The organism is Streptomyces sp. NPDC000941 (genome assembly GCF_053599555.1).
In genome coordinates, this window is sequence record NZ_JBSFMM010000041.1 from 1 (window position 1) to 15460 (window position 15460).

Genomic DNA, 15460 nt, shown 5'->3' on the forward strand with positions numbered 1-15460 from the left:
CCGGCGCCGCCCGTAAACGCCGCGCCGCCCCCGGCACAGACCGCGCCGCCCCCGGCACAGACCGCGCCGCCCCCACCCCCGCCCGGGGCCGGGGCGCCGCCGCCCTCCGACGAGTGGCGGAGACCCGCCCGACGGGAGCACGCCCCGCCCGTCGACGCCCGGCAGCCCGTCGACGCCCGGCCGCCCGCCGTACGGGAGCACGAGGAGCACCAGCGCCCCGACGAGGCGCCCGGCGCGCAGGACGTACGGCCGGCGGGCCCGTTCTCCGAGGACCCCACCGCCTCGCCCGACGCGATCCTCATCCGCCGCACGATGACCGAGATCGAGCCCATCTCGGACAAGGTCACCTCGTACTTCTACGCGCTGCTCTTCGTCCAGCACCCCTATCTGCGCCCGCTGTTCCCCGCCGCGATGGACGCCCAGCGCGACCGGCTCTTCAGGGCCCTGCTGACCGCGGCCAAGCTGGTGGACGACCCGGACATCCTCACCGAGTACCTTTCGGGGCTCGGCCGCGGCCACCGCAAGTACGGCACCCAGCCGGAGCACTACCCGGCCGTCGGGGAGTGCCTGATCGGCGCGCTCACCCGCTATGCGACCGGGACCTGGAGCGAGGAGACCGAGGGCGCCTGGGTCCGGGCGTACACCGCCATCTCGCAGATCATGATCGACGCGGCGGCCGAGGACGAGCTGCGCGCGCCCGCGTGGTGGCAGGCCGAGGTCGTCGGCCATGAGCTGCGCACCCAGGACATCGCGGTCGTCACCGTGCGCCCCGACCAGCCGTACCCTTTCCTCGCCGGCCAGTACACGTCCCTGGAGACCCCCTGGTGGCCCCGGGTGTGGCGGCACTACTCCTTCGCCGCGGCGCCCCGCCCGGACGGTCTGCTGTCCTTCCACGTCAAGGCGATTCCGGCCGGCTGGGTGTCCTCGGCGCTGGTGCACCGCGCCCGCCCCGGCGATGTGATCCGCCTCGGCCCTCCGGCCGGCTCGATGACGGTCGACCACTCCACCGACAACGGCCTGCTCTGCCTGGGCGGCGGCACCGGCATCGCGCCGATCAAGGCCCTGGTCGAGGACGTCGCCGAGCACGGCCGCAACCGCCCGGTCGAGGTCTTCTACGGCGCCCGCAGCGACCACGACCTCTACGACATCGACACCATGCTGCGGCTGGCGCAGGCCCACCACTGGCTCTCGGTCCGCCCGGTCGTCTCCGACACCCCGACGAACGGGCTCAGCGGCCGACTCCCGGACGCCGTCCGCCAGTACGGCCCGTGGAACACGTACGACGCCTACCTGTCCGGCCCGCCCGGGATGATCCGCAGCGGTGTGGACACCCTGCGGGGCATCGGGATCCCGTCCCACCGCATACGGCACGATTCGCTCGAAGAGCTCGTCGCGGCGGGGGAATAGCGGGCAACTGCAACACGGCGGGGGGCCATGGCGCAGTAGTGACTAGTGAGGAGCAGGGGACTGGGGGCCGGGAGAGCAGTGCATCACTGACTCGAGCATCGCAGGATGAGGGACAAGTGAGCGTGGACGACGTCGAGCACGAGAGGGCGACGACGGAGACGACGGCGAGGGCGGCGACGGCATGGACCATGCCGGCCGACGCCCCCACGGCTGACAGGGACCGTACGAGACGTCCGGGCAGCGACGGCGAACACCGGCTGCAGCGGCGCCTGGACACGGGCGACCGCGCCGACCGCTTCTACGACGAGCAGGTGCTGGACCGGCTCAACGAACGGATGCGGGAGTTCGTCGGCCGCCAGGAGATGTTCTTCCTGGCGACGGCCGACCGGCACGGCGAGTGCGACAGCACCTTCCGGGCCGGACCGCCCGGCTTTCTGCGGGTGTTCGACGACCGGACCCTGGCCTACCCCGAATACCGGGGCAACGGCGTCCTGGCCAGCCTCGGGAACATCGAGGACAACCCCCACCTCGGCATCCTGATGATCGACTTCCTGCGCGACCGGATCGGTCTGCACATCAACGGCCGGGCGCGGGTGGTGGAGGACGCCGAGATGCGCGCCGCCCACCCCGGGCTGCCGGTCGACCCGGTGCCGGGGCGGCGGGCCGTGGTGTGGGTCGAAGTGACGGTCGAGGAGGCGTACATCCACTGCGCCAAGCACATCCCGCATCTCCAGAAGGCGCCCGCCCAGCGGCGGGTCGCGGCCAGGGTCGGTGCTGTGGGCCGCGGTACGGACGGCAGCTTGGCCGGGAGCTTGGCCGGCGGCGGCGTCGCCGACCGGGACCGTGACGACTGGGGTACGGACGACTTCAAGCGCAAGGGCGGCGACTTCTTCGGCGCCGCCGCCGACGTACGCGGGGGCCGGCGCACGCCCGTGGCCGGCCGGGAGCCGGAGCCGGAGGCCGACCATGGCTCTGGGCCCGCGCGCCCCGAGGAGTGGCAGCAGGAGGCCGAGCGGGTGCTGGCCAGGGCCCGGGAGCGGGCACCGGAGGGGGCCGGGCAGCCGTTCAGCGGCTGGTTCCGGTAGCCGACGGCTGTCGGTTCCGGTCGTCGCCGGCCGTCTTGATGGGGCGGCGGGTCAGCCCAGGTCGTCGGCGAGCAGCGCCAGCACACCTTCGATGTTCGCGTCGAGATACGTGCGCAGCGACGGCGGCACCACCCCCACCGAGGCGATCCCCGCCCGGGTGAACGGGACGCGCACCACCTCGTACTCCCCGCAGGGCTCGTCCACCTCCGGGCCGTGCCGCCGCGACAGGTCCATGGACCCCAGCCGGCATACGAAGAAGTGCTGCACCTTCACACCGGGCGAGGACTCGTCGGGGTGCGGGACGGTGTCGACGAAGGCGGGCACCACGTCCGTCACCTTCGCGCCGAGCTCCTCGTCGACCTCGCGGTGCAGCGCGTCGACGACCGAGGCGTCCTCGGGCTCCACTCCGCCGCCCGGCGTGATCCAGTACGGCTCCTCGCCCGGCTTGGTGCGCTTGATCAGGACCAGCCGGGGCTCGGGGCCGCCGTCGAGCAGGATGGCGCGGGCGGTGCGCTTGACCACAGGTCGTTCGGTCATGGTGGAGATCTGCCGCATGCGTCGCCCGGTGAAACCCGATACTCACCAGTCAACAGCGGCGCGCAGCAGCCACTCGTGCGCCCGCGCGATATGCGGCAAGGCGAGCGCACCGTTCCGGACCACCAGGAAGTACGTGCGCAGTGGCGGTACCGGCGGGTTGAGCAGGGCGACGACCTCCCCCGCGTCCAGTGCGTCCATGCACAGATAGCGCGGCAGGACGCCGAGCCCGACGCCCTCCACGACACAGGTGAGCACCGCCCGCAGATCGGGGGCGATGACGGTGCCCGCGGTGATCGGCGGGGTGTCGAAGACGGCCGACCAGTAGCGGGTGATCAGCGGCAGGCTCTCATGGACCTCGACGACCGGCAGCCGCTCCAGCGCGCTGACGCCTTTGACCTGTAACACCGCGGGGCCGCCGAGCCGGGCGGCCCAGCGCGGCGAGGCGACCAGCACATGTTCCTCGTCGCACAGCGGGGCGGCGGTCAGCAGCCGGCCGCGGGGCCGGGCGGTGGTGACGGCCAGGTCGTGGTGGTCGGCGGCCAGCCCCTCGAACAGCTCCTCCGCGCTGCCGAAGGCGCAGCGCACCGCAAGGCCCTGGTTGATGAGCGGGGCGAGGGCGGGCAGGACGCGCAGCGCGGTGAACTCCGGGGGGCCGGCGAGGTGCAGGGTGCGGTTGGCGGAGCTGTCGTCGAGCCCGGCCTCGGCTATCTCCAGCAGCGCGTCGAGGTGGGGCGCGGCCTTGTGGGCGAGCTCTTCGCCGACGCTGGTGGGGACGACCCCGCGCGCGGTGCGCAGAAACAGCGGGCGGCCCAGCTGGCGCTCGAGGGTACGGATCTGGCCGGTGACGGCGGGCTGGGAGAGCCCGAGCAGAACGGCGGCACGGGTGAACGACCCGGCCCGATGAACCGTGACAAATGTGCGTAAGAGGGCCAGATCCATGCGGTTCCCCTCCGCTCGACGCACCCCCGCCGCAGGCCAACTATAAATATGCCGATAGGTCCATGTCGCTACTGTGATTGGACACTGACGCTGAGTCAACTAGCCTTGTTCAAGCGGTTCTCCATGAGGGAACCGGGGCGTCTCGAGTCACGAGGGGGGAGACTCGAGACGCCCGCCCGGCGTGGCCTGATCCCGCTACGCCGTGGATCCAGGATCGTCCTGTGCCTCGGCGAGGGCCCGCAGCACATCCGCGATCAGGTCGTCCGGGTCCTCGGCGCCCACCGAGAAGCGGATGAAGCCGTCCGGCACGGCGTCGCCGCCCCACCGCCCGCGCCGCTCGGCCGTGGACCGTACGCCGCCGAAGCTGGTCGCGTCGTCGACCAGGCGCAGCGCGGCCAGGAAGCGATCGGCGTGTTCCTGGCCGGGGAGGACGAAGGACACCACACAGCCGTAGCGCCCGCCGCGCATCTGCGCCGCGGCGACGCGGTGCGCGGGGTCGGTCGGCAGCCCGGGGTGGCGCAGCCCGGTGACCTCGGGGCGCTCGCGCAGCGCCTCGGCCAGGGCGAGCGCGGTGCGCGCCTGGCGGTCGACGCGCAGTTGGAGGGTGGCCAGGGAGCGGTGCGCGAGCCATGCCTCCATCGGGCCGGGGATCCCGCCGGCCATCTTGCGCCAGGCCCGTACGGAGGCGGCCAGGCCCGGGTCGCGGCAGGTGACATAGCCGAGCAGGACATCGCCGTGGCCGGTGAGCGCCTTGGTGCCGCTGGCGACGGAGAAGTCCGCGCCGAGTTCGAGGGGGCGCTGGCCGAGCGGGGTGGCCAGGGTGTTGTCGACGGCGACCAGCGCGCCCCGCTCGTGGGCGGCGTCGGCCAGCCGGCGGATATCGCATACGTCCAGGCCCGGGTTGGCCGGGGACTCGATCCACAGCAGCTTCACGGGCCGCGGTTCGTTATCGGGCCGCGGTCCGCCATGGGGTCTGCCGCCCGAGTCCGGCGCGCCGTCCAGAAGGGGCAGCTGGGCGTCGCCGCCGGTGGGTGCGGTGCGCACCTCGATGCCGTAGCCCCTCAGCCGCTCGCCGAGCGGGGCCAGGAGCTGATACCCGTCGGAGGGCAGGACGGCCGCGTCGCCCTGCCCCAGCTGGGACAGCAGCACCGCGGAGATCGCGCCCATGCCGGAGGCGAAGACCACCGTCTCGGCGTCGGCGTCCGGCGACTCCAGCTCGCTGATGGCCCGCTCCAGCCGGGTCCAGGTGGGGTTGGCGTCCCGGCCGTAGGTGTACGGGCCCTGGTGGACGTCGGCGTCGCCGGGCAGGTGGTAGTGGGCGGCGAAGGCCGGGCCCGGCAGGGTCGGCTCGTACGCCTCGGGCTCGGGCAGCCCGGCCCGTACGGCCCGTGTGCCGTCGCCCGTGTGGTTGTTCGTCATGCGTTCTCTTCAGGGGCGGTCGGTGTGACGGAAGTAACAGGGGTGGCTGGGGAGGTTGAGGCGGAAGTGTCCCGGGCGGCGAGGGCCTCGCTCACCGCGCCCAGCAGCCCTTCGCTCGCCGCCTCGATCATCTCCAGGCACGCCTCGAAGTCGTCCGGCCCGCCGAAGTACGGGTCGGGCACGTCCAGGGCGTCCGGGTCCGTGCCTGGGCTTGTGCCTGGGGTGTATTCGCGCAGCAGCCGCACCTTCGCGGCGTCCTCGGGCGTCGGGGCGAGGGCGCGCAGCTCCCGCAGATGGCCGCTGTCCAGGGCGATCACCAGGTCGAGAGTCGAGAACCATGTGGACTGGAACTGCCGGGCGGTGTGGTTCTGCTCATAGCCGTGGGCCGTGAGTGCGGAAATGGTGCGCCGGTCCGCCCCGTCGCCCTCGTGCCAGGGGCCGGTGCCCGCGCTGTCCACCTCGACAAGACCGTCGAGCCCGGCTTCCTCGGCGTATGCGCGGAAGACGGATTCGGCCATCGGCGACCGGCATATGTTGCCGGTGCAGACGAAGCAGACGCGGTAGGGCGACGGGGCTCTCATGCGTCCCATCATGCTGGACTGCGCTCAGTCCTTGTCGTCGGGCAGGACGACATGCAGGGCCCAGGCGACTATGGAGATGATCAATGCGCCTATGACGGCCGTTCCGAAGCCCTCGACATGGAAGGCCAGGTCGAACTTGTTGGCCGCCCAGGAGGTCAGCAGCAGCATCAGGGCGTTGATCACCAGGGTGATCAGCCCGAGGGTGAGAATGAACAGCGGAAAGGCCAGCAGTTTGACCACTGGTTTGACCACGACGTTCACCAGGCCGAACACCAGCGCCACAAGAATGAGCGTGATCGCCTTGCGGCCGGCGTTCTCGCCGTTCAGCGTGATGTCCTTGAGGAGCCAGATGGCCACCCAGAGGGCGCCCGCGTTGGCGATCGTCTTGACGAGAAGATTCTTCATGGTTGAGATCGTCGCAGAACAGGCCCCGCGCTGGGCAGGGCCGGGGAGCAAGGGGCGGAGAGGCGAATGAAGGCGTTCCGGCTGGACGAGCTGGAGGCGGAGCGTGCCGCGAACGACGGTGCGTATCTACAGTTCCTGCGCGAACGGAACATGTCCGTCGGGCTGTACGCGCTGGACGCGGGCCAGACCGATCCACAGCAGCCGCACGGCCAGGACGAGGTGTACCTGGTGGTGAGCGGACGGGCATCGATCACGGTGGGGATGGAGACCACACAGGTGGCGCGCGGCAGCGTGGTGTACGTACCGGCCGGTGTGGCGCACAAGTTCCACCACATCACGGAGGACCTGCGGGTCATGGTCGTCTTCTCCCCGCCGGAGAGCTGACTCTCCGCTCGGGAGCCGATTCTCCGCTCGGGGGCTGGTTCTCCGACTGGGAGCTGATGCGCCCGCCCCGCGTCCCGTAGGGGTTCGGTCAGGGGAGGACGGGGGACGCGGGGCCTGTGTTCGCTTGTCGGCCGTCCTAGCATCGAAGGCGGGGGATGCGGGCCGGCGCAGAAGCTGTCGGTCCGGACCGACTCGCTCAGTGAAGAAAGCAGGGACCGACGTGGCGACGAAGGGCATATTTCAGGGCTTGCCGTGGTGGGTGACATGGGTCGCGGTTCCGATCCTCGTGCTGGCCGTGTTCGGCGGGCTGATCATGAGCGTGGTCGGCTTCGTCGTCGGTCTGGTCTTCAAGGCCCTGCTGCTGGTGGCGCTCGTCGCCGGTCTGATCTACCTCGTGCGGAAGTTCAGCTCGTCCTCGTCGTCCCGCGGCGACTGGTGACCCCGCGCGGCGGTTGCCCCGCCGCGGGCCGCGGGTAGCTCGCCGCGGGCCTCACGTACGCCACAGACCGCGGCTGCGTCGTCGCGTGCCGCGGGTACACCGCGGGTCTCGGGTACGCCGCGTGGGGGATACGCGCGTTCCAAACCTCAGTTTGACGGCACCGTTCCGGTTAGAGTTCGAGTGCTCGACGTCTCCCGTTCCGGGCGTCTGCCTCGCAACACACCCCGGGGGTGCCTGTTGACGAAAGCAATCATGGCCGCGGCCGGTGAACCGGCTCCGAACTCCCACGTCATAGGCCGGCGCCGCCCCGCCAGGCCCGGCGAGCGGATGCGCCCGCCCGCGCCGATTTTCTTGATCGCAGCCGCGCGAACAGCCGCGGCAACTCTGGCCATTTCCAGTCCCTCACATGAGGCAAACCGACTCCGCCCCGCAGTCGAGTCGCTACGCTCCAGAGTCGGCCGAGATATCAGCACTCTCTCAATCCCTATCAATATCTGAAAATTCACTTCTTATGGCCCGCTGGAGCTAGGCGGACCATGGCGTCAAGAGGCCAGGCCGTTCAAACCTGGCCATTCGCAATCAACTCGGGGCGGCGAACGATGCGTGACATGCGCGACACAGTCCAGGCAGAAGTGACGATGACCTTCCTGGTCTCCCAGGACCTCTCCTTCCGGATCCCGGTCGAGCTGTCCTACGACAGCAGCGACCCGTACGCAGTCGAGATCACCTTCCATCTGCCCGGCGACGCTCCCGTCAGCTGGGCCTTCGCCCGGGAGTTGCTATTGGACGGATTGAGCAAACCCTCGGGCGAGGGCGATGTGCGCATCGCCCCCGCCTCACCGGAGGGGCTTTCGGACGTCTTCATCAGGCTCCAAGTGGGGGCCGAGCGGGCGCTGTTCCGGGCCGGCGCCGCCCCGCTGGTGGCCTTCCTGGACCGTACGGACCGGGTGGTTCCGTTCGGCCAGGAGCAGGCGGCCTGCGATCCGGTCGGCGACCTGGACGCGGAGCTCGACCGGATCCTCGCGGAGGACCGGTACGCCGGCTAGCGCGCGGCTCTTTTGGAGGGCTCGGGTCGCCTCTTTGTCAGGGCTCGGCTCTCCCCCGGCCACCGCCGGGAGGTGCCCCCTGCCTGGGCTTATCGCCCGCGCGCCCGGCGCCGCCGTCCGCGCCCGCTCCGGCCCCCGTGGCCCCCCTGCTCCGCGCCGCCCTGTGGCGCGCGGTCCGCGGAGACCACGAGCGCGGCAAGCGCGGTGGTCACCGGCACCGAGGCGACGAGGCCGATGCTGCCCACGAGCGTCCGTACGATCTCCTCCGCGACGATCTCGCTCGTCGCCACCGCTCCCACTCCGCTGTCCGCGATCGAGAACAGGAGCAGCAACGGCAGCGAGGCGCCCGCGTACGCGAGGACCAGGGTGTTCACGACGGACGCGATATGGTCCCGCCCGATGCGCATCGCGGCCGCGTACAGCTTGCGCGGGCCCGCTGTGGGGTCCGCCTCCCTGAGCTCCCACACCGCGGAGGTCTGGGTGACGGTCACGTCGTCCAGCACTCCCAAAGACCCGATGATCACCCCGGCCAGCAGCAGACCGCGGATCTCGATATTCGGATAGAGGCCGTGGATCAGCCCCGTCTGGTCGTCGGTGTTGCCCGTCAGGCTCGCCCAGCCGATGAACAGCGAGCCCAGCAGGCCGATCAGCAGCAGTGAGATGAGCGTGCCGAGTACGGCGACCGATGTACGCGCCGTCAGCCCATGGCACATGTACAGCGCGATGAGCATGATCGCGCTGCCCCCCACGATCGCGACGACCAGCGGGTTGGAGCCGTCGAGGATCGCCGGGAGGATGAACAGCGTCAGCACCCCGAAGCTGACCGCGAGCGCCACCAGCGCGAAGACGCCGCGCAGCCGCCCGACGGCCACGACCGCGAGCGCGAACAGCCCGGCGAGCAGCGCCATGGGCAGCGCCCGGTCGACGTCCGAGACGGAGTACTGCAGATTTTTCGGCGCCTTGGGCGCGTACGCCAGCTTCAGCTTCTGGCCGGCGTCGTACTTGCGGGACGCGTTCGGCTGGACGATTTCTTCAAATGTGCGGCCTTTGTCCTTGCCTGAGGTGACCTCGATGGTCGCCTTCTCGCAGATGGTGTCCTTGCCGGATCCGCCGGCCGCGCCTTCCTGGCTCGCCGCGTCCTGCCCGGGCTCGGTGGGCTGCTGCGGCTGGGCGTTGACGTCGGCGCAGTTGACCTCCTCGACCTTCACCACCCGCCCGGCCACGGTCTGCTGGTCGAAGCCGAGCCCGCTGCGCTCATGGGCCTTGTGGTCGGGCGTACCGCCCGGCCACAGCACGATCAGCCCGGCGACGACGGCCGCGGCGAAGGGGATGAGGACCGCCGCGATCACCTTGCGCAGATGGGTGGAGACGGGCGTGGCGGGGCCGTGGCTGTGAGAATGACCATGCGTATGACTGGTTCCGGGGCTGTGCTCAGGGCCGGGCTCAGGGCTGTGGCCGCGCACGCCGCCGTGCGAGCGGCCGGGCTCGGGGCCGGGCTCATGGGGCTGATGCTGCTGCGGTGTCGAGGTCACCGTCAGATCATCGCAAGAGTGAGGGCCCTCTGTTCAGCGCCGCCGGACAACCGTTAGCGTGGGTGACACCTTTGCAATCGCGGGAGCTCGGAGCACCGGGCTGAGAGGGCGCTGATTGTGTCGGCCCGGGACGAGTCCCGGGCCCCATGCTGCGCCGACCGCTGAACCTGTTACCGGGTAATGCCGGCGTAGGGAGTGGGTCTCAATGACTCTGCAGGATGCACGCACGCCCGAAATGGTCGAGTTCGGCTGGCATAAGGGATATGTCACCGGCTCGCGACCGGACCTCCAGGTCCCGGTCCGCCGAGTGCACCTCACCAATGGCCAGGACGTCACGCTGTACGACACCTCCGGCCCGTACACCGACCCCCAGATCGAGACAGATGTCCGCCGCGGCCTCGCGCCGCTGCGGCAGAACTGGATCCTCGCCCGCGGCGACACCGAAGAGTACGCGGGCCGCCCCGTCCGCCCCGAGGACGACGGCATCAAGCACACCACGCCGCGCGGCGGGCTGCGCAACCTCGACGCGGTCTTCCCCGGCCGCCCCCGCCAGCCCCGCCGGGGCCGGGACGGCGCCGCCGTGACCCAGCTCGGCTATGCGCGCCGGGGCGAGATCACCGCGGAGATGGAGTACGTGGCGCTCCGCGAGAACGTCTCCCCCGAGGTGGTCCGCGAGGAGATCGCGGCCGGCCGGGCGGTCCTTCCGGCCAACGTCAACCACCCGGAGATCGAGCCGATGATCATCGGCAAGCGATTCCTGGTGAAGGTCAACGCCAACATCGGCAACTCCGCCGTCACCTCCTCCATCGAGGAGGAGGTCGAGAAGATGACCTGGGCCACCCGCTGGGGCGCCGACACGGTCATGGACCTCTCCACCGGCCGCAATATCCACACCACCCGCGAGTGGGTGCTGCGCAACTCCCCCGTCCCCATCGGCACGGTGCCGCTCTACCAGGCGCTGGAGAAGGTCGACGGCAAGGCCGAGGAGCTGACCTGGGAGATCTACCAGGACACCGTCATCGAACAGGCCGAGCAGGGCGTCGACTACATGACGGTGCACGCGGGCGTACGACTGCCGTACGTCCCGCTGACCGCCCGCCGCAAGACCGGCATCGTCTCGCGCGGCGGCTCCATCATGGCGGCGTGGTGCCTGGCTCACCACAAGGAGTCGTTCCTCTACACCCACTTCGAGGAGCTCTGCGAGATCCTCGCCGCGTACGACGTCACCTACTCGCTCGGCGACGGACTGCGCCCCGGCTCGATCGCCGACGCCAACGACGAGGCGCAGTTCGCGGAGTTGCGCACGCTCGGCGAACTCAACCGGATCGCCAAGCGGCACAACGTCCAGACGATGATCGAGGGCCCGGGCCATGTCCCGATGCACAAGATCAAGGAGAACATCGACCTCCAGCAGGAGATCTGCGAGGAGGCCCCCTTCTACACCCTCGGCCCGCTCACCACCGATATCGCCCCCGCCTACGACCACATCACCTCGGGCATCGGCGCGGCGATGATCGCCTGGTGGGGGACGGCGATGCTCTGCTACGTCACACCGAAGGAGCACCTGGGCCTGCCGGACCGCGACGACGTCAAGACCGGCGTCATCACGTACAAGATCGCCGCCCACGCGGCCGATCTCGCCAAGGGCCACCCCGGCGCCCAGGAGTGGGACGACGCCCTGTCCGACGCCCGCTTCGAATTCCGCTGGGAGGACCAGTTCAACCTGGCCCTCGACCCGGACACGGCCCGCTCCTTCCACGACGAGACGCTGCCTGCGGAACCGGCGAAGACGGCGCACTTCTGCTCCATGTGCGGGCCGAAGTTCTGCTCGATGAAGATCAGCCAGGACATCCGGCGAGAGCACGGGGGCGCCATGGACGCGGCCGAGGCCGGGATGGCGGAGAAGTCGAAGGAGTTCGCAGAGGCGGGGCATCGCGTCTACCTGCCTGTTGCGGACTGATCTTCTCGGTGGGGACCAACAGCAACTGGTCCCCACCGCCCTCATCGTGCGTCGCGCATCGTGAGAATGTATGCGGCGGTAAGCGCGACGACACGGTCTTCGTCGCGTGACAGCTCCGCGAGGGCACGTGACGCCGTGATTCCTGGGATATCCGCGAGCGCCTGCGTCAGCCGTCGACGTGCGGACGCCGATTCCGTGACGCCGTGGGCAAGACTTTCCACGAGCCGGGTGGCGATCTGATCCGCCAACGCAGGATGACTCGCCAGCGCGCTCAGCGCATCGGCCGCATCGACGTCGTTCGCGTCCTCGTCCACGACCATGTCGATGAGCGTGGGGACCGCGTCGGCCACTCCACGTGCCCCGAGCGCCATGGCCGCACACCTGCGGACCACGATGTCGGGGTGCGTGAGGGCGTCCCGCAGCAGTGCGGTCGCCGTACGGCTCGGAAACTCAGCGACGCACTGGACGGCACGTTTCCGCACCTCGGCCACCGGTGAGTCAAGGCCCTCGGCCAGCAGTGCCAATCCGCCATCGTCGCCCGATTGCGCCAAAGCCCATCGAAGGGCTCCGGCGACGTTCGTGTCCGTCTCGTTGAGGGCTGCCTCGACCAATGCTTCCGTTGGCACCGGAACCCCATCGACCGAGGACAGGGCCGCGCGCTGGCGCTTCCCGGCGCTCTCCGAACCCAACGCCTGGAGGAGCGCGACGATCCGGAGGACGTCTTCCCATCCGTCGGGTTCCGCGGCACCGATCCGACGGAGCCGCGTGAGCAGCTCAGTCTCGGCTGCGATGCGTTCTCGCGTCTGGCGGATGAGGTCGTCGACGAGATCCGGGGGCGTGAAGTCGGGGTCATCGAGCGCGCGCCTGACGTCACGCAGCGACAGCCCCAAGGACCGCAGGCTCTCGATATGGAAGATGCGCCGGATGTCCTGGTCGGAGTACTCGCGATAGCCGGCGCCGGTACGGTCCGTCGGCCGCAGCAGGCCGAGCGATTCGTAATGCCTGAGCATGCGGGCGCTGACTCCGGACCGTCGGGCCACATCGCCGATCAGCACTGCCCATCACCCCTTCTGGCTGGTCGGGCCGAGGGCAACAGCGCGCTTCGCCTCCTCGATCGCGAATTCGAATCCGGCGTCCGGGTCGCGCAACAGCCGTTCCGTGGCGACCGCGTGCGTGCGCACGCGAGGGTCGAGATCCGTCATCGCGGTGCGCAGAGTCGGCAAGATTACGTCACCGAGCGCGATCAGCGCCCGGCTGAGGCTCAGCTGCGTCTCACGATCGCCGCGCCCGAGCTGGGTCGCCAGCGCCGCGGCCAACTCGGCCTTCTCGTCCGCAGGTACGAGTACGACCCCTGCCCGCCAAGCGGCCCGCGCCACCTCGTCGTCGGCGTCGAACAGAAGCTCCCGCGTGATCGCCGGCCACGTCTGCGGATCCGCGATCTTGGACAGGGTGTGCAACGCCTGGCTTCGCCCCTGCGCACGCTTCGAGCGGAGTTCCTTGAGGAGCCTGGGGACTGTCAGTGACGGCGAGTGGCGGGTGAGCGCCCAGGTGAGCATTTCGCGCACGTAGAACTCGGGCTCGATCGCGCATCGCTCGATGAGCTTGTCGATGAACCCCGGGTCAGGCGTCGTGCCGACCGCCAGCGCCGCCCGCAGCCGTACCTGCGAGCGGCTGTCCTCCAGCGCCTGGAGAGCTCGAGCCGTATCCATGTCCTGACCTCGCGCGGTCATCGGGACCACCTCCTTGGCTGGAGTGAAGCCCTTGTCACTGTGTCAAGGTCAAGCGGGCAGTTCGCGGCGGCGGGCGGGTAATCGCGTATATCTGTCGATCGCGGACTGAGTGGCGGTAATGTGCGGGGGCCCGAAGCCGCAACTTCGGATTGCGACTTCGGGCCCCTGTGCCGTGTTTGTGCGGTGGGCTACTTCAGGACATACACCGGAGCGCCGTCGGGGGTCACCCCGGTCTGCCGGATACAGCCGCGCTTCTGCAGCATGCGCAGGGCGTCGTGCACACGGTGATAGGTGAGCCCGGTGTTGGACGCGATGGTGCCCAGCGGATACAGACATTCGCCCTGGGCGATGATCGCGGGCAGGATATACAGGGCCACGGCCCAGATGTCGGCGGTGACGACGAGGTTGCGCTCACGCCATCCGGCGATCACCGAGGCCGGGGTCACCGTCTTGGGCGGCTCGGGCAGGTCCCGTCGGTCGGGTGTGCGGTCGGCGAGCCGGTTGATCGCCACGGGGATCTCGCTCATGCACTGCGTCAGCGCATGAGCGGCGGTCTGCCCGGCGGCGATCGAATCCCGCTGGACGGCGGTGGACTCGCGGATCGCCTCGATCATCTCGCGCTGAACACGCTCCGCCTCGCGCTGCGCTTCGAGGGCTTCCCGCTGTGTCTCCACGGACTTCCGCATCATCTTGATGCTCTCGCGGCGCAGCTCCTGGGTCTCGCGCTGCATGGCGAGCATCTGCGCATCCATGTCGAGGTTGTGCTCCTCGAGCCGGACGATGGTGTCGGCGACCTCCTTCGGCATGGCGTAGGCGGTGGGGGCGTCCGGGGTGGTGGGCTGTACTTCGGCCTTCTCGAGTTCGTACGAGCCGTCGCGCTGCACAGACAGCACCACCTCGGCGACCCAGCGCTTGAAGGGGCGAGCCTCCGGTTTGGTCGACCCGTTGGCAAGCTGTACCAAGCCCTGGGTGTTCACCAGCTTCATCGACTTCTGCAGCCCCTGGCCTGCAGGAATGCGCAAGGCGTCTACTCCATAGACGCCTCGTGCAATCTCTCGGAGCGGCTTGCAATAGTCGTCGGCGACGTGGAAGTTCAGGGCTTGACGTGTGTTTGCGTAGCCGAGGTGCTGGGCCACATCCACAGCCGGGAACCAGTGGGTCCCGTCCGGCAGCGTGATTCGCCGCACGCGGGCTCCGGTCGCCGCGTACACGAAGTCGTTGATGTCGATCGCGTCCTGCTTGCCCGCCGGGGTCGGCGGAATGTTTTGTGTGCTCATGAAAGCATCACCTCCATGACGGACGTTATGCATCCCGGTGCGCAAATAACCCACGATTAAGGGCGAGTTCGCTCAAAAGGTGGGGAGTGAACCATTCCGCTGGCGCGAGATCACAGACCCTGAATCACCGACCCTGAACCACCGACTCCTGGAGCAGCCTTGATGGACAACCGACACGCACTCCGCGTCGTCAACGCCCAGTTCGCCGAAATCCTCAGCAAAGCGAAGGCGGAGGACTGGGGGCTGCCCACCCCCTGCAGTGAGTGGAGCATCCGCGATCTGGTGGGCCATGTGATCGGCGGGCATGTCATGGCGACCTCTCTCCTGACGGGCGAGGAGCTTGTCGCCGCGCCCGGTGACACCGTCGGGGTGTGGGCGGCGCGGGTGGAGCGGGCTGCGGAGGGGGAGGGGGTGTTGGAGCGGGTGGTGCGGCATCCGGTGTTCGGGGAGCTGAGCGGGGACGCCGCCGTGATGATCCGCTGGGGGGATGTGTGCGTGCATGCCTGGGACCTGGCCCAGGCCTTGGGCGTGGACTTCGTGCCGGAGCCGGGGCTGGCCGAGGCCGCGCTGGAGTGGCTGGTGCCGTTCGGGTCGGCGCTCAGCGCCTCGGGGAGGTTCGGGGAGGGGGCCGATCCGGGGCCCGGGGGCGATGCGTTCGCCAGGGTGCTTGCGATCACCGGGCGGGGCGGTTGGGCAGCAGAAAAATAGTAGCCATGTAC

At 69.8% G+C, this 15460-nt stretch carries 16 protein-coding genes; 7 read left to right on the forward strand and 9 right to left on the reverse strand.

What is annotated here, in order from left to right; all coding sequences use genetic code 11:
• Both ACWDSL_RS15765 and ACWDSL_RS15770 read left to right on the forward strand, forming a co-directional pair.
• The coding region (locus ACWDSL_RS15765; protein WP_450485620.1) for a globin domain-containing protein at positions 1-1407 on the forward strand (1407 nt) is incomplete at its 5' end.
• A 116-nt stretch (positions 1408-1523) separates the two neighbouring features.
• Positions 1524-2492: a pyridoxamine 5'-phosphate oxidase family protein gene (locus tag ACWDSL_RS15770; protein ID WP_450485622.1), complete on the forward strand. Its 969-nt coding sequence runs from the start codon at positions 1524-1526 to the stop codon at positions 2490-2492.
• A 51-nt stretch (positions 2493-2543) separates the two neighbouring features.
• Here ACWDSL_RS15770 and ACWDSL_RS15775 read toward each other — a convergent pair whose 3' ends face one another.
• From ACWDSL_RS15775 to ACWDSL_RS15795, 5 genes are all read right to left on the reverse strand, one after another.
• Positions 2544-3029, reverse strand: coding sequence for an NUDIX domain-containing protein (locus ACWDSL_RS15775; protein ID WP_450485623.1), 486 nt, complete (start codon positions 3027-3029; stop codon positions 2544-2546).
• Positions 3030-3071: 42 nt separating this feature from the next.
• On the reverse strand, positions 3072-3968 hold the full coding sequence (locus tag ACWDSL_RS15780) for a LysR family transcriptional regulator (RefSeq protein WP_450485625.1): 897 nt from the start codon (positions 3966-3968) through the stop codon (positions 3072-3074).
• A gap of 195 nt (positions 3969-4163) precedes the next feature.
• A complete protein-coding gene (locus ACWDSL_RS15785; RefSeq protein WP_450485627.1) occupies positions 4164-5387 on the reverse strand; it encodes a cystathionine gamma-lyase in 1224 nt (407 codons plus the stop codon).
• Positions 5384-5968 (reverse strand): low molecular weight protein-tyrosine-phosphatase, encoded by a 585-nt coding sequence (locus ACWDSL_RS15790; RefSeq protein WP_450485629.1) that lies wholly within the window; start codon positions 5966-5968, stop codon positions 5384-5386. Before ACWDSL_RS15790 ends, ACWDSL_RS15785 begins: the two co-directional genes overlap by 4 nt.
• A gap of 24 nt (positions 5969-5992) precedes the next feature.
• Entirely contained in the window at positions 5993-6373 is a 381-nt protein-coding gene (locus ACWDSL_RS15795) for a phage holin family protein (protein WP_450485631.1), read from the reverse strand.
• 66 nt (positions 6374-6439) lie between these two features.
• On the opposite strand from ACWDSL_RS15795, the gene ACWDSL_RS15800 reads away from it, so the two are divergent.
• The 3 genes from ACWDSL_RS15800 (at position 6440) to ACWDSL_RS15810 (ending at position 8242) form a co-directional block, all read left to right on the forward strand.
• Positions 6440-6757 (forward strand): cupin domain-containing protein, encoded by a 318-nt coding sequence (locus ACWDSL_RS15800; protein ID WP_014177917.1) that lies wholly within the window; start codon positions 6440-6442, stop codon positions 6755-6757.
• Between the two features lie 220 nt (positions 6758-6977).
• Positions 6978-7196 (forward strand): DUF5326 family protein, encoded by a 219-nt coding sequence (locus ACWDSL_RS15805; RefSeq protein WP_014177916.1) that lies wholly within the window; start codon positions 6978-6980, stop codon positions 7194-7196.
• Positions 7197-7804: 608 nt separating this feature from the next.
• Entirely contained in the window at positions 7805-8242 is a 438-nt protein-coding gene (locus ACWDSL_RS15810) for an SsgA family sporulation/cell division regulator (protein WP_043487236.1), read from the forward strand.
• Positions 8243-8331: 89 nt separating this feature from the next.
• Here ACWDSL_RS15810 and ACWDSL_RS15815 read toward each other — a convergent pair whose 3' ends face one another.
• Positions 8332-9774: a YibE/F family protein gene (locus ACWDSL_RS15815; protein ID WP_450485634.1), complete on the reverse strand. Its 1443-nt coding sequence runs from the start codon at positions 9772-9774 to the stop codon at positions 8332-8334.
• Between the two features lie 205 nt (positions 9775-9979).
• Between ACWDSL_RS15815 and thiC the strand changes: the two genes are divergently transcribed.
• The gene (gene thiC / locus ACWDSL_RS15820) at positions 9980-11734 is read left to right on the forward strand and encodes a phosphomethylpyrimidine synthase ThiC (protein ID WP_450485635.1); all 1755 of its coding nucleotides are present in this window, start codon (positions 9980-9982) and stop codon (positions 11732-11734) included.
• 41 nt (positions 11735-11775) lie between these two features.
• Here thiC and ACWDSL_RS15825 read toward each other — a convergent pair whose 3' ends face one another.
• The 3 genes from ACWDSL_RS15825 to ACWDSL_RS15835 all read right to left on the reverse strand — a co-directional run bounded on the left by ACWDSL_RS15825 (position 11776) and on the right by ACWDSL_RS15835 (position 14786).
• A complete protein-coding gene (locus tag ACWDSL_RS15825; RefSeq protein WP_450485637.1) occupies positions 11776-12789 on the reverse strand; it encodes a MerR family transcriptional regulator in 1014 nt (337 codons plus the stop codon).
• 6 nt (positions 12790-12795) lie between these two features.
• Positions 12796-13464, reverse strand: a complete 669-nt coding sequence (locus tag ACWDSL_RS15830) for a HEAT repeat domain-containing protein (RefSeq protein ID WP_450485639.1) — start codon at positions 13462-13464, stop codon at positions 12796-12798.
• A 188-nt stretch (positions 13465-13652) separates the two neighbouring features.
• A complete protein-coding gene (locus tag ACWDSL_RS15835; RefSeq protein WP_450485641.1) occupies positions 13653-14786 on the reverse strand; it encodes a BRO family protein in 1134 nt (377 codons plus the stop codon).
• Between the two features lie 117 nt (positions 14787-14903).
• On the opposite strand from ACWDSL_RS15835, the gene ACWDSL_RS15840 reads away from it, so the two are divergent.
• Entirely contained in the window at positions 14904-15449 is a 546-nt protein-coding gene (locus ACWDSL_RS15840) for a TIGR03086 family metal-binding protein (RefSeq protein WP_450485643.1), read from the forward strand.
• Positions 15450-15460 lie beyond the last annotated feature (11 nt).

Bases quoted from the DNA above. Each gene is read 5' to 3' on its own strand.
- ACWDSL_RS15775 (WP_450485623.1), bottom strand. From the start codon at position 3,029: ATGACCGAACGACCTGTGGTCAAGCGCACCGCCCGCGCCATCCTGCTC.
- ACWDSL_RS15810 (WP_043487236.1), top strand. From the start codon at position 7,805: ATGCGCGACACAGTCCAGGCAGAAGTGACGATGACCTTCCTGGTCTCC.
- ACWDSL_RS15830 (WP_450485639.1), bottom strand. From the start codon at position 13,464: ATGACCGCGCGAGGTCAGGACATGGATACGGCTCGAGCTCTCCAGGCG.
- ACWDSL_RS15840 (WP_450485643.1), top strand. From the start codon at position 14,904: ATGGACAACCGACACGCACTCCGCGTCGTCAACGCCCAGTTCGCCGAA.
- ACWDSL_RS15785 (WP_450485627.1), bottom strand. From the start codon at position 5,387: ATGACGAACAACCACACGGGCGACGGCACACGGGCCGTACGGGCCGGG.
- ACWDSL_RS15800 (WP_014177917.1), top strand. From the start codon at position 6,440: ATGAAGGCGTTCCGGCTGGACGAGCTGGAGGCGGAGCGTGCCGCGAAC.
- ACWDSL_RS15780 (WP_450485625.1), bottom strand. From the start codon at position 3,968: ATGGATCTGGCCCTCTTACGCACATTTGTCACGGTTCATCGGGCCGGG.
- ACWDSL_RS15795 (WP_450485631.1), bottom strand. From the start codon at position 6,373: ATGAAGAATCTTCTCGTCAAGACGATCGCCAACGCGGGCGCCCTCTGG.
- thiC (WP_450485635.1), top strand. From the start codon at position 9,980: ATGACTCTGCAGGATGCACGCACGCCCGAAATGGTCGAGTTCGGCTGG.
- ACWDSL_RS15790 (WP_450485629.1), bottom strand. From the start codon at position 5,968: ATGAGAGCCCCGTCGCCCTACCGCGTCTGCTTCGTCTGCACCGGCAAC.